Origin of the sequence: Natrialba chahannaoensis JCM 10990 (genome assembly GCF_000337135.1) — an archaeon.
GTDB lineage: Archaea > Halobacteriota > Halobacteria > Halobacteriales > Natrialbaceae > Natrialba > Natrialba chahannaoensis.
In genome coordinates, this window is record NZ_AOIN01000096.1 from 48710 (window position 1) to 62217 (window position 13508).

Sequence of the window (13508 nt, forward strand, 5' to 3'; positions counted from 1 at the left end):
GGTGTGACGCCCTTCAGTGGCAAGTAAGTTCCGCGGACACAGTGATGGCGACGGGAGCGTCGCTACCGCCGCCGGCGTCGTGTGTCGCGTGTTGCGTGTCGCCTGTCGGCCGGTGTCTTATCCGGGCTGCTGTGGTACGATAGCCCTCTCCGATGACGGCTGCCACTGCCGCCCGGCGCTCGACAGCGCATCGACTCGAACCGAGTAGACAGGTCGCGACTTGTCCCGGTATCGCCGTCCAGCCCGGGGTGAGCCGACCGTGTCCCTGAGAGTCTCTCGCCTGCTGGCGGGCGAAGGCTCGACGCCGCCGGGCCTGCCGAACTTTGACTCGACAACGGTGTTCGTCCGCGCGGCGGCGAGTGCGCTTCGCGGTGAGGAGTTTCCCGCACTGGGGATGTTTCCCTCGTGGCTGCTCCCCGTCGCAGCCCGGCTCAATTCACTGCCGCGGCGGGCTTGAACCGGGATCTACACCACCGGCAGTGCGAACGAGGGCGTCTCGCCGGACGAACTGGGCAACGTCGACGTCGAGCGGTTCCGCCAGTGGGTCGTCGACCAGTATCCGGACCGCGGCTATCCCGCTGTCATCGTCGGCTCGAGCAACGGCGCGGCGGTCCATCTCGCCACGCTGCTATAGTAGCCACTGCAAGTCACTGCACACCTGATCGCACGACAGCTGTGCGACCAGTGTGTAAATAGTTGCAGTTGTTACTATAGGTGTCCCCTGGCTCCCACAGACGTTCCTCGTCCCCGTCTCGCGCTCACTCCCACCCGACGCAATCCACGCGGATCTCGAGTGGGGTGCCGAGCACGCCGAGCCGTTCCTCGCGGCCAACCCGGTCGTCACCCTCCACCAGATGCACGACCCGAACCAGGACCGGCTGATGGTCCAGAAACTGGCTTACTTCCGGACGAAATCCTGCCGTCTCGGCGACGCCTACGAGGAGTTCATCGAGACGGTGCTAGCGTCCGACGGGACGATCATCATACTCGAGTGCGAGTACGACTGGCCGGCGGTCCGGATCGACGACCGGCACACGTACCAGGTCGGCGGCCACGGCGGGCTCGAACCCGAGGACTACTACGAGGGCGACGAGGCGATTGCGGAGTTTCTCGAACAGCAGGGGGCGAACCGCGACCGGTGGTATACGCCCGAACCAGACGAACGCGTTCCAGAAGCCGAGTGGGGCTTCGAGCCAGCACTTGGCGAAGATATCGACCGCCTTGCGGACGAGAATGGCTACGACGTTCGACGGTTACAATTCGACGAACCACACGAGCTGAGCCCCTTCGTCGCCGATCGGTATCGCGAGCGCTACGCCGAACTCGGCCGACCGGTCGACCGGCTGTTCGTCCAGTCGTTCGCGCTGGTCGAGCCGTGGTGGACCCTCCGAACCGGCTCGGTGCCCTACTGGACGCCGTTCAACACCGCCCCCGACGCCGCTCAGCTAGAGTCGTATCTGGACGGCGTCGAGCCGTACGACGAAATTTGGACGACCCTGTTCGCCCATGGCGTCGACTCCGCCGGCCTGGGGTTGATCGATCGCTGGCGGTCCGTCCTCAGCCGGGCACGCGACCAGTACGGCTTCGTCGGCGTCGACGAGGCCGAGTTCCCGTACGACATCGAAACGCACGTCCGGTATCACGAGGACCTGCCGGAGACGATTCGCGCCCGCTACGCCCACCCCGCGCCGATGGCGTTCGATCGGTTCGATTCGATTGCCGACGACGCTGGATCGGTGTACGGGGTCGACTGGAACCAGCAGTGAAACATGACGGGGCAGCTACTGCTGGACTGGAGCTGGTTCGTCCCCTGCGCTCTCCTGTTGCTCGTCTGGTTTGGCACCGGAATCGGAACTGTCCGACTCCTCGAGATGCGTCGACGCACCGTGACCCGAGATGAACTCCTTCGTTCGGTCGGCCTGCGGGTTCTCGAAGAACGTCCGTGCGTCGTTAGCCTCGACGAGTTCGCCGAGGTAGAGGAAGACCACGTCGTCGGCGAGTCGTCGCGCCTGATCCATACTGTGGGTGACCATGATAATCGTGTACTCCTCTTTGAGGGACTCGAGTGTCTCCTCGACCTGCTCGGCCGAGATGGGGTCGAGCGCGGAGGTGACCTCGTCACAGAGCAGGATCTCGGGTTCGACGGCGAGCGACCGAGCGAGACAGAGGCGCTGGATCTGACCGGTCGAGAGCGCCGCGCCGGGGTCGTCGAGTCGGTCCGCGACCTCGTCCCAGAGGTTGACCTTCCGAAGACAGGTCTCGACGAGGTCGTCGAGTTCCTTGCGGGAATAGTCGCCGTGGATCTTCGGGCCGTAGGCGACGTTGTTGTAGATCGACATCGGCAGCGGCGTCGGGGTCTGTGGGACGTAGCCGATCTGGCGGCGAAGTTCCGGCAGCGGTTCGTCCGTATTGTAGACGGTCTGGTCGCCGAAGTGGACCTCACCGGAAATCTCCGCGTTCGGCTGGATCTCGTGGAGTCGGTTCAGCGATTTCAGCAGGGTCGACTTTCCACACCCCGAGGGGCCGATGATGGCCGTCAGGGCGTTCTCCGCGAAGTCGACGCTGACGCCGTCGAGCGCGGTGACTGTTCTGTTTCCGGTGTACGTTACGTCGAGATTGTCGGTGCGGAGCGCTGGCTGGTTGTTCATGACTGTCTCCCTCCTGGTGCGAACCGGGCGTAGCGCCCGGCGAGTAGTTTCGAGACGACGATCAGTGCGAGGACGGCGACGATGAGGACGAACGACGCCGCGTAGGCGTGCGAGCGGACCTCGGCGTTGAACGACGCCGCCTGCTCGAAGATGAGGATCGGCAGCGTCGTCGCCGGATCGAACGGCCCGCCGGGCATCTGCGTGCTCCGCCCGGCGGTAAACAGCACCGTCGCGGCGTCGCCGATCCCGCGGGCGAAGCCCATGATGATGCCGGCGATAACGCCCGGTAGCGCTGCACGGACGGTTACGCGAGCCGTCTCGAAGCGCGTCGCGCCGAGCCCGTAGCTCGCTTCTTTGACCGTATCCGGTGTGGCTTTGAGCGCCTCGTCGGCGTACCGGGTCATGATCGGATACTGGAAGATCGCAATCGCGATGACGCCGAAGATCAGGCTCGTCTGTGCGCCGACGGCGATGATCACCGTCAGCACGAACACACCGTAGACGATCGGCGGCGTCCCCCAGAGCACGTTGAGGAACATGTTGATGACCTCCGAGGTGCGCTCACTCGAGTAGTCACTCTGGAGGTAGATCGCCGTCGAGAGCGAGAGGACCATCGCGATGACAGTTGCCGGGACGACGATGAAGAGGCTCCCCAGCACTGCGTGGAGGAATCCCCCACCGCCGTCCAGCATGTAGCGCGAGCCGGGCGGCGTGATTGCGACTGCCGGATCCGTGAGGAAGACGCGGCCGCCGCGGTAGAGCGTCACGCCGACGACGAGCGCCAGCACGCCGACGATGAGCGCAGCGCTCGCGCGAGCGAGCAGGCCGAAAAGCCGCTGTTCGGTGTAGCGATCCATCAGTACTGCCACCTCCGTTTGAGCCGGCGTCGAACGAGCATCGCGCCGAAGTTGAACAGCCAAACGATAACGAGCAGTATGAGTCCGACCAGAATGAGCGCGGACTGCGTCAGCGGCAGGCTCATCAGTTCGCCGAAGTCGTTGACGATCAGCGTCGGCAATGTTTCACCAGCGTCGAACGGATTGTCCGGAATCGCGGTCTGGCCGCCGATGAGCATCGCCGGCACGATGGTCGCGCCGAAGACGCGCCCGAAGCCGAGCAGAATAGCCGAGAAGATTCCCGGCCCCGCGGCTCGCAGGAGGACAGAGCGGATGGTTTCCCACTTCGTTGCACCCACGCCGAGCGACGATTCGCGAAGTTCGTCGGGCAGCGCCTCGAGTGACTCGACCGACAGCGAGATCATGAACGGCGTGACGATGATCGCCATCACCAGACTCACCGTCACGATACCAAGGCCGATGCTGTGTGCGCCAAGCGCCGGCGCGAGGTAGTCGCCGACGAACGGGACGACGACGATCAGGCCGACGAGCCCGAAGATGACGCTCGGAATCGCCGCGAGCACGTCGATGAACGACGAGACGATCATCTTCGTCCGCCCCTCAGCGTACTCGGCGATGTAGATCGCCGCGAGGATCGCGATCGGCGTCCCCATCGCCATCGAGAGTACAGTCACGTAGATCGTGCCGACAATCGCCGGCAGGAAGCCGAACTCCTCCTGTGCGGGGTCCCAGTTCGAGGAGGTGACCATCTCCAGCAGGGAGTGTTCGGAGACGATCGGAATCGACTGCTGGACGAGCGTCAGGACGATGAGCCCAAACAGGGCAATCGCGAACAGGCCGGCACCGAGCAGCCAGTAGCTGCTCAGCCGTTCGATCGTCAGCCGCCACTCGAGTCGGTCCGAGCGAGCGTCGTCTGTGCTCGGTGGCGTCCCGGGAGTTCCATCCGTGCCCGCGCCGTGGTCCGTTGTCGAGGACATCTAGCCCGTCACCTCGAACTCGAGTTCGTCGTGTCGGTCCGCGAGTCGCTCCCGTTCTTCTGCGAGCCGTTCGTCACTGATCGGGGCGTAGCCGTGGTCGCGGACGTACTCCTGGCCGTCCGTGAGCACCCACTTGGCGAACTCGGCGGCTTCGTCCTCGAACTCCTCGTTGGCCGCGATAAACATCTCACGGGCCGGCGGGGCGGGGTACATATCGTCCTCGACAGCCGTGAGGAACTCGTCGCGGTTGTCATAGAAGTCCTCCTCGGGCGAGAGCGTGCCGCTGCCGTCGAGATCGAGCGGCACTGGCCGAATGTTCATCTCGAGGTCGCCCGTGTTGAAGTCGTAGACGTAGTTCAGATTGTTCAGTGAGATGCCGTGGGAGTCGTTGTTGATCGCCTGGGCGACCTGCTGGTCACCGTCGAAGTTCCCATCGGCGTAGTCCTCGAGTTCGTTCTCGGTGTGGGCGTCGTCCTCGCCACCGAGGAAGTTCCCCCACTGTTTGTAGGCTGCGGAGGAGTCAGACCGGCCGTAGACGTAGATCGGCTCGTCGACGTTCGCGTCGACCAGTTCGTTCCAGTTCGCGACCTCGTCAGTGAAGACGGACTCGAGTTGCTCGCGTGTCAGCCCGTGTTCGCGGAGCTCGTCGTAGACGGGGTTATTGACGTTGATGGTGCCGACGACGGTGTCGATGAGCATGGCCACGGCGAACAGGCCCTGCTCGAGTTCGGCCTCGTCAGGTTCGCGTCCCATCATCGCGATGTCGACCTGGTTGTTCAACACGTCGGAGACACCAACGCCGGTGCCACCGCCGGAGACATCGATGTTGACGCCGGTCTCGGACCGGTACTCGTCGGCCCAGACCTGCATCATCGGAAGCGGGCCGACGCCCCCAGAGATGCGAATCGACGTACTACCGGAATCAGCACCGGTGAGACAGCCCGCAAGGGCGAACGCCGACCCGACTCCGGCCGTCTTGAGCGCCGCTCGACGGGAAATGCCGCGTCGATCCGGTGGAGACAGTTCTCGGTTGTCCGCACGTTCCATAGTGCTGGTTCGTTGTCGGTACGCGCTTGAGTCGTTGTGCAACCCAGCAACACCTTGGTGAACAACCAGACCCCTGCAATCGTTTCCGCAGAATTTGGATGATATCACTGCTCACACATTCGCAGCCGTCGCGACAGCGGCTGGAACAGGTCCGCTGTGAGGTTAGCACAACGATCTCTGACAGCGGGACGAGTCACAGACCGGATTGGCTATGAGCGGCCGTATCGTCGGCTTCTGTCCCCCTCGACAGTGTTCACCAGATGCGGAACGTATTGCCACCACTCTCGACAGCAACTCAGGGGCCGGTCGCTGGCGTCGGCAACGCGACGGTCACTAGCAGGAGCGAGAGCGAACTCACCGCGAGCAGCGCCAGGAGGACGACGAGAGCAGGGGTGATGCCGGTCTGGCGTAGTTGCCGGATTCGAATTTTGGTTCCCAGTCCGACGAACGCGAGCAGGAACAGCCAGTTGTAAGCGTTCTCGATCGACGCCTGCTGGCCTGCCGAGAAGACACCGAGCGTCGAGAGCGCGGCCAGAGCGAGAAAGCCGAGGACGAACTTTGGAAATTCGACCCAGAGTGTGCCTAGCGTCGACCGGAGTGACCCAAAGAGGGAGGGACGGCCACCAGCTGCCGTCGTTCCCGTTTGCTCGCGGGCGTAGTAACTGGCGTAGGCGAGTACGACCACGCCGATCAGCGCGTTGCGTGCGAGTTTGGTAATCGTCGCCCACTGGCCCGCGAGTTCAGAGTGAGCGAATCCGACCGCGACGACAGGTCCCGTCGAGAACATGCTGAGGCCCGCCCAGATGCCGAACACCTGTCCCGAGAGCCCAAGCAGGTCGCCCACAAGCGGGTAGACGACGATCGTGAGCGCATCGAACAGGAGCACTGTCGCGGCCGCGTAAGCGACGTACTCCTCTCTGGCTCGAATGGCACCGGCGACGGCGACGACGGCCGAGACGCCACAGATGCCGCTGCCCGCCGCGAGCAGTGAGCCAAGTCGGTCGGCCAGGCCGAAGACGTATCGGGCAAGCAGTTCGACGAGCACCACCGTCGCCACGACGACGAGGCCGATCGCGAGCAGGACGAATCCACCCGCCTCACGCAGCGCACCGACCGAAATTGACGCGCCCATGAGCACGATTCCGGCACCGAGCCAGAGCTTGTGAGTCGCGAGTCCGGGCTCGAGGCGCGACGGAACGCCGACCGTATTCGCGAGCACAAATCCGAGCGCGATCGCGAGCAACAGGTGATTGCCGCCGATCGTGTCGGCGAACAGTCGGGCAAGTACCGCGCCGAGGCAGAGTGCAGCGATTCCAAACAGTCGTGAAGCGCCAACCATTCCGTCCGCTACCAGCTCCAGACCCAGGGAATGTGCACGTCGAGCAGCGACACGAGCGCGACAACCGTCGCGCCGACCACGACGCTCTGCCAGTCCCGCTCGAGTGCGCTCCAGCGTGAACGCACTGCGGCGAGCGATGCCAGCCGAGACTCTCCGTTCATACTTCGGTTCGGTTCGCTGGCACACTTAACGCTTGCCGATTCCGTCATTGATGTCGGAAATAGTTGCCACAACCTGTGACGAGACCGGTGGCGGGATGAGGTGCTGCATGTACGCATCGGCTGTTGTGATTCCACTCGACTTTGGCAACAGGGTGACAGCGAGTCGACGCTGCAGCGACGGCCCAGCGTCACTACACACCAACGCGGCTCCCTCCGACTCCCTATGACTCCCAGTCGAATTGCTTCGGGTCCCGCGCTGCAAGTGCCGTCCGCACCGCAGCGACGTTCTCCGGCACGTCGTGCACCCGGATGAGATCCGCACCACGATCCGCCGCAAGCGCGCTCGCCGCAACCGTCGCGTCACGTCGCTCGTCCGGTCCCTGGCCGATGTGCGCGAACATCGACTTGTGTGAGTGGCCGACGAGCACCGGATAGCCGAGCGCACGGAACTCCCCGAGTCGATCCAGAATCTCGAACGACTCTGCCGCCGACTTCCCGAAGCCGATTCCCGGGTCGACGACGATTTTCCCCGGGTCGACGCCCGCCTTCTCGGCGAGCAACAGCCGCTCTGACAGTTGCTCGATCACGTCCTCGACGACGTCGTCGTAGGTCACCTCGCGGTCGGGATCGACGATTGAGTCGATGCTGTGCATCACGATCAGCCCCGCGTCGTGCTCGGCCGCGACGAAGCGCATTTCGGGATCCTCGAGTCCCGACACGTCGTTGATGATGTCCGCACCGGCCTCGAGTGCGGCCTCGGCGACGACCGCCTTTCGTGTGTCGATCGAGATGGCGACATCGAGGTCACTGATTCGCTCGATAACGGGGACAACACGCTCGATTTCTTCCTCGACCGGAACCGGCTCTGCGCCGGGACGGGTGGACTCCCCACCGATGTCGATCACGTCCACGTCGGCCGCGACCATCGCCTCCGCGCGCTCGACAGCGTCCTCGAGTGCATCGAACTCGCCGCCGTCGTGAAAGCTGTCGGGGGTGACGTTAAGGATGCCCATGACGGCGGTGCGGTCGGCCCAGGGTGGTGTCTCAGTGCTGGTGGGTGTGGGAGTAGCGGTGTCCGACGCTGGAGCCGCATTGGAGGTCGATTCGATACCCACGGTCTCACCAATCTCACGCGCAACCGTCTCGAGTCCGTCCTCGCGGTCGACGGTCGACACTAGTTCCTCGAACTGCGCGAGCGTTCCCATCAACACGACATCGACGCGCTCGCCGTGATCGTCGTCCGCCCCCGAGACGACGCACTCGCCGCCGAGACGCACTAGCTCCGTCCGCAGTCGGTTCGCCTGCGACGACTGCAGGTTCGTCTTGACCACGCGGTGGAGCGCCTCACCGTCGAAGCGGTCGACATCGGCGTCGGAAACCTGTGCGGACTCGAGTGCATCCCGCGCGTCCGACCGGTCGCGGATTCGCTTGGTGATCCCGGTCGTCGTCCAGCGCGAGCGGGCCTCGGCGACTGCGAACAGCGAGCCCGTAACGAGGACACAGTCGTCGGGGCCGGCGTCGGCGAGCGCCTGCGAGAGCGCGTCCTGAACGTTCCGCGTCGTCTGCACCTGGGCTGTGCCGGCGTCATCGAAGACAGTCGCGAGCACGTCGCGGTCCTCGGCGCGGTCGAGGCCCGGCTCCGCCGTACGTACTGCGTCGGGTGTCGGCAGCGCCGCGGCCATCTCGCGGTGGTCCTTGTCGTGCATCGCACCGAAGACGAGGTGGAGGTCGTCGAACTCGTAGGTTCCGAGCGTGGCGGCGAGTTGTTCGCAGGCACCGGGGTTGTGCGCGCCGTCGAGGATGACGAGCGGTTCGGTCCCCATCACTTCGAAACGGCCCGGCCAGTGGGCGTTTCGCAGCCCGCGTGCGAGTTCGTCGACCGACACGTCGGCGACCTGTCGTGCGAGCGTGGCGGCGATGCCAGCATTCTCGGCCTGGTGAGTTCCCGGAAGCGGAATCTGCGTCGAGACGGACCAGTCGTCGGCATCAATGGAGACGGCAGCTTCAGTGTGGTTTGCACGTCCGCCGTACTCGACGCGAACGTCTGGAGCAGTCGTCTCGTCGTCCGTTTTCTCTTCCTTCCCCCCACCCCTCGTTCCAACTGTAACGACCTCGCCTGCAACCTCGCGAATGGACTCGAGTACCGGTCCGGTGACGCCCGTGACGAGCGGTGCATCCTCAGGCGCGACGTGGGCCTTGTCGCGGGCGATTTCGGCTTCCGTCTCGCCCAGAATTCCGGTGTGTTCGAGTGTTACGCTTGTTACCGCGCTCGCAACGGGGTCGACGACACTGGTCGCGTCGTACCGGCCGCCGATGCCGACCTCGAGGACAGCCACGTCGACGTTCTCGCGGCCGAACTGCCACAGAGCCATCGCGGTCATCGCCTCGAAGAACGTCGGCGAGTCTCCGTCGGCGGCCTGCTCCGTCAGGTAGTCGTGGACCGATTCGACGTACGCACAGACGGCTGATCGGGGAATCTTGCGGCCGTCGACACGCACACGCTCGCGGAGGTCCTCCAGGTGTGGAGAGGTGTAGAGCCCGACCGAGAGTCCCGCCTCGCGAAGCGTCTGTTCGACCATCCGTGCCGTACTGCCCTTCCCGTTCGAGCCGGCGACCTGCACGAACGCGACGTCCTCGTGTGGATCGTCGAGGGTTGCAAGTAGCTGCGCCGTCGACGCCGTCCCCGGCTTCGGCCGAAAGCGCCGCAAGCCGAAGAGAACGTCCGCCGCCTCGTGATACTCCATATCCGAACCACAGAGCCAGTCCGCTTTAGGGTGTCGGACTCGGACCTGACTCGACCGACTGGACGCCGGTATCTCCATCGTTTCCTCACGCCGACTGGCGATCTACGAACTGACCACCGTCCCAGCCGCTGAGATTCGCGCGCAACCAGTACTCGACCACTGCGGTTGCGAGCAAAAGGAGCGCGTACGGGCCGAACAGAAGGATGTGGACGGGGCTGTCCGTGGTGACGAACACCTCGACCGCGAGCGCGTACGGAACCAGGGCGAACAGGGCAATCGGAACGACCAGCCCGCGCGAAAGCAACGCTACCAGCGGAACCGCGGCGACGGCAGTCGCGACGACGAAGACGACGAACACCAACACTGCCGCCGGCCGAATCCCCGCCCGGAGCACGAGCAGCGCCGTTGCGAGGCCGACGAGTCCGGCAGCGGTGGCGACGGTCCGACCGAGACCGCTCCGCGAGAGCGGAAGCGATGGCAGGTTTCGAAGTCGTCCGTCGCCGACACCGTACCCCCGTCGAAGTCCGAACTCGACGAGCCCGGCCACGACGACCAGCGAGAGCCAGACGTACCACGTGTGGGCGTAACTCGAGACGTGCGTCGGGCCGTCGACGATCACGTAGCCACCCAGTTCGCCCCACTCGGGCAGCGGTGTCGTAAGTTCGAGGGACACTGTTCCCGCAAGAACAGCGAGAAAGCCAACGGCAGGAGTCAGTAAACGGGTATAGGACGCGATGAACAGTGCAACGAACCCCAGCGTGAACCCTGCCAATGCGAGCACTGTGAGTTGCGTGGGAGAGTCGAGTACCGGATAGCTCCCACGGGCAAAGAGTGCCAGTACGCAGGTGACGTTCAGCAGGCCACCGGTAGCACCGACGGCGAGCGAGAGCAGGGATGGTCGTCGTGGTGAGTTTGCTGCTGTCATACTGGGTCGCTTGTGGGTTCCCGCATGTACGTCGAAGCCGGGAGCAGTCTGGAACGAGACTGAAATGAGGACTGGATCGAACCCGAATCGAACTCGAACCGAATCCGCATCGAACCCAAACCAAGGCTACTCAAGTTCGGCCTCTGCAGCCAGTCCCGCCGAGTCGTCGGCCGAGTCCTTCGTAATCTCGAGGAACGCATCTTCCAGACTGCGCGTCTCAGCTGTCTCGGCGCGGGATTTCAGCGTCTCGGGGTCGTCCTGGGCGACGAGTTCGCCGTCGTGGAGCACCCCGATCCGGTCGGCCAGGTCGTCGACAACCGAGAGGATGTGCGTCGAGAGGAAAATGGTCATCTCCTGGTCGGCCAGATCGGCAATCGTCTCGCGCATCGTCCGAGCCGCACGCGGGTCCAGACCGCTCGTTGGCTCGTCGAGAAAGGCGACTGCGGGTTCGTGGAGCACCGCCTGAATGACGCCCACCTTTTGGCGCATTCCCTTCGAATAATCCGCAATGCGCTTGTCCGCGTCGTCGGTGAGGTCGAACCGCTCGAGGAGGCTCTCGATTCGCGCGCTCGCTTGCTCGTCCGGCAGGTCCCGCAGACCGGCGGCGTACTCGAGTTGCTCGCGGCCCGAGAGTTCGTCGTAGATCGGCGGCTCCTCGGGGAGGTAGCCGATGTGGGGCGTGACGGACTCGCGGTCGGTGACGGGGAAACCGGCGACGTGGGCGGTACCCGACGTGGGCTGTGTCAACGTCGTCAGCATCCGCATCGTCGTGGTCTTGCCAGCGCCGTTGGGGCCGAGAAAGCCGTAGACAGTGCCGCGTTCGACTTCGATAGTCAAGCCGGAGACCGCGGTGGTCTCGCCGTACTGCTTCGTGAGGTCGTCCGTGACGATTGCGGGAGCTGTTTCGGGCGTCGTCGCCGGTTCAGAGGACGCATCGGGGGCCATACTGCTCGTTTCGCGTGCAGGGAGTTAAATTTGTGACATACTTATCAGGGTAGCGCAGTCTCGGCGGCTCACCCATCGTGAGAGGGAATGACAACAGTCCGAATTGTTTATGCCGCTCATCGTTCAACGGTCTGTATGGCCCTTCACGTCCCCGTTTCCATCGGATTCTCGATGACATCTCCATCACGCTGGGGTGATCCCCGGTGAGTTCGCCCGCAACAGTTGTTGCGCGAACAGAAGTCAGACGGACGATCCGAACGGTCGCTGGCGATCGAATGAAACTCCTCATGATGGCGGGTATCGCCCTCGTCGCGCTCGGCCCCGTCACTGCAGTTGGGCTCTTGATCCTGCCCACCTTCGGCGAAGAGGTCGCCACCGGCACGGTCGACGAGCCAGTTGCACTCGAGATCGTTTCGGGTGTCGCTGCACTCGTCTGGCTCTTTCTCATTCTCATGGCGGGGATTCGAACGTTTACCGCCGCTGCGAACCTCGACCAGCCCGCGCTCGTGTTGCTCTCCGCGCCGCTTCGCTCGACCGTGATCGGGAACATCGTCGCAGAAATTCTGCTCTTTGCCATCTGGCTTGTGCCACCGGTCGTAGTGTTTTCGGCCGCGTTCGCGAGCGGTGCGGGAACGGTACTTCCCGCGCTCGCGATTCCATTCGTCGCCGTTCTTCTGCTCATCACCGCCGTCCCTATCGGCTTCGTCGTCGGGACCTGGGCTCGCCACCTGCTGACGGTCTACGAGCCAATTGCACAGTACCGAACGCCGGTGATCGTTCTCCTCGCACTCGCGTACTTCGGTTCGATCGCCACCGGGTGGTTCGATACGGTCGCCAGCTTCCTGTTCGACCTCGTCGGCGATGGCCCGCTTGGCTGGTTCGGCCACGTGCTCTTCCTCGGCATCCCGGCGATCGATCCCGACCCCACCGCCGTCGTCGGTGCGCTGGTCGGCTCGGCCATCCTGATCCCGGTCGCGGTCGGTATCGGTGTCGTCTCCGCTCGCGTTCACTGGTACGCCGACCCGGCGCGTATCCAGAACGGCCCGGAGCCAGTCGCGACGGGCGAGCGGACCGACCGGCTGTCCGAATTCCTTGATCACGGCTTCTCGAAGCCGGTCAGGACGATGACCGTGACGACGATCCGACGAACGAAGCGCGCACCGATCCGCCTCGCGTACGCTGCGTACCCGCTGTTCGGTGTGCTCTTTTTCGCACAGGAAATCATCGAGTCAGGGACGGTTCCTACCTCTATTGCTGTTCTCCTCTGTCTGTACGTCGTCTGGGGAACCGGCGTGCTGTTCGCGCTCAATCCACTCGGTGACTTCGGCCGGGCGCTCCCCACCGTGATGACCTCGTCAGTCGCCGGGAAGACAGCTGTCCGAAGCCGCATTATCGCGAGTGCACTCGTCGGCGTCCCACTCGCAATCATCATCTCGCTCTCGGTCGGCATCATCAGCCCGCTCTCACTCGAGGAGACTGCCATACTAGCAGCCGGGACGATTCTCGGCGCAATCGTCGCCCCGGCGCTTGCAGTGGGCGTCGGCTCGGCCTTCCCGCGGTTCGGGTCGGTCGCAATCACCAGCAACAAAGAAGCCGTCATGCCGAGCAAGCTAGCCTTCCTCGTCTACTCGGCTGGAATCATCCTACCGACGATAGCCGCTGTCGTGCTGTACACGGAGGCCGCGCCGGTGGCGGCGAAGATCGCCACTGCGCTCATCTCGATGCTCCCGGAACTCGAGTTCACGATCACTGGGGACCAGCTCACGTTGGCCGCGTGGGTCGTGTTGATCGCCGGTATTGTTGCGCCACCGGTGGCCTACCGCTACGCGGTCGAGCAGTTCGATTGGTATCGGATCGACTGAGTA

The 13508-nt window shown here is 64.2% G+C and carries 10 protein-coding genes and 1 pseudogene; 2 read left to right on the forward strand and 9 right to left on the reverse strand.

Features of this window, described 5'->3' with window-relative positions; genetic code table 11:
• The first annotated feature begins 259 nt into the window (after positions 1-259).
• Positions 260-1766, forward strand: a pseudogene (locus C482_RS17865) (hypothetical protein).
• 15 nt (positions 1767-1781) lie between these two features.
• On the opposite strand, the gene C482_RS17870 reads toward C482_RS17865, so the two are convergent.
• The 9 genes from C482_RS17870 to C482_RS17910 form a co-directional block, all read right to left on the reverse strand.
• The gene (locus C482_RS17870; RefSeq protein WP_006169204.1) at positions 1782-2648 is read right to left on the reverse strand and encodes a phosphate ABC transporter ATP-binding protein; all 867 of its coding nucleotides are present in this window, start codon (positions 2646-2648) and stop codon (positions 1782-1784) included.
• The gene (locus C482_RS17875; protein ID WP_006169205.1) at positions 2645-3505 is read right to left on the reverse strand and encodes a PstA family ABC transporter permease; all 861 of its coding nucleotides are present in this window, start codon (positions 3503-3505) and stop codon (positions 2645-2647) included. Before C482_RS17875 ends, C482_RS17870 begins: the two co-directional genes overlap by 4 nt.
• Complete coding sequence (pstC, locus tag C482_RS17880) at positions 3505-4482, reverse strand: phosphate ABC transporter permease subunit PstC (protein WP_006169207.1); 978 nt, start codon at positions 4480-4482, stop codon at positions 3505-3507. The genes C482_RS17875 and pstC overlap by 1 nt, the downstream gene beginning before the upstream one ends.
• Positions 4483-5529 (reverse strand): PstS family phosphate ABC transporter substrate-binding protein, encoded by a 1047-nt coding sequence (locus tag C482_RS17885; protein ID WP_006169208.1) that lies wholly within the window; start codon positions 5527-5529, stop codon positions 4483-4485.
• 295 nt (positions 5530-5824) lie between these two features.
• Positions 5825-6868: a YeiH family protein gene (locus C482_RS17890; protein ID WP_006169209.1), complete on the reverse strand. Its 1044-nt coding sequence runs from the start codon at positions 6866-6868 to the stop codon at positions 5825-5827.
• An 8-nt stretch (positions 6869-6876) separates the two neighbouring features.
• Positions 6877-7029, reverse strand: coding sequence for a hypothetical protein (locus C482_RS21905; protein WP_169317625.1), 153 nt, complete (start codon positions 7027-7029; stop codon positions 6877-6879).
• Positions 7030-7250: 221 nt separating this feature from the next.
• Complete coding sequence (gene folP, locus C482_RS17900; protein WP_006169212.1) at positions 7251-9773, reverse strand: dihydropteroate synthase; 2523 nt, start codon at positions 9771-9773, stop codon at positions 7251-7253.
• Between the two features lie 85 nt (positions 9774-9858).
• The gene (locus C482_RS17905; RefSeq protein WP_006169213.1) at positions 9859-10698 is read right to left on the reverse strand and encodes a hypothetical protein; all 840 of its coding nucleotides are present in this window, start codon (positions 10696-10698) and stop codon (positions 9859-9861) included.
• 126 nt (positions 10699-10824) lie between these two features.
• Complete coding sequence (locus C482_RS17910) at positions 10825-11643, reverse strand: ABC transporter ATP-binding protein (RefSeq protein ID WP_006169214.1); 819 nt, start codon at positions 11641-11643, stop codon at positions 10825-10827.
• A gap of 203 nt (positions 11644-11846) precedes the next feature.
• Here C482_RS17910 and C482_RS17915 point away from each other — a divergent pair, with 203 nt between their 5' ends.
• Entirely contained in the window at positions 11847-13505 is a 1659-nt protein-coding gene (locus C482_RS17915; RefSeq protein WP_006169215.1) for a hypothetical protein, read from the forward strand.
• The last annotated feature ends 3 nt before the right edge of the window (positions 13506-13508 follow it).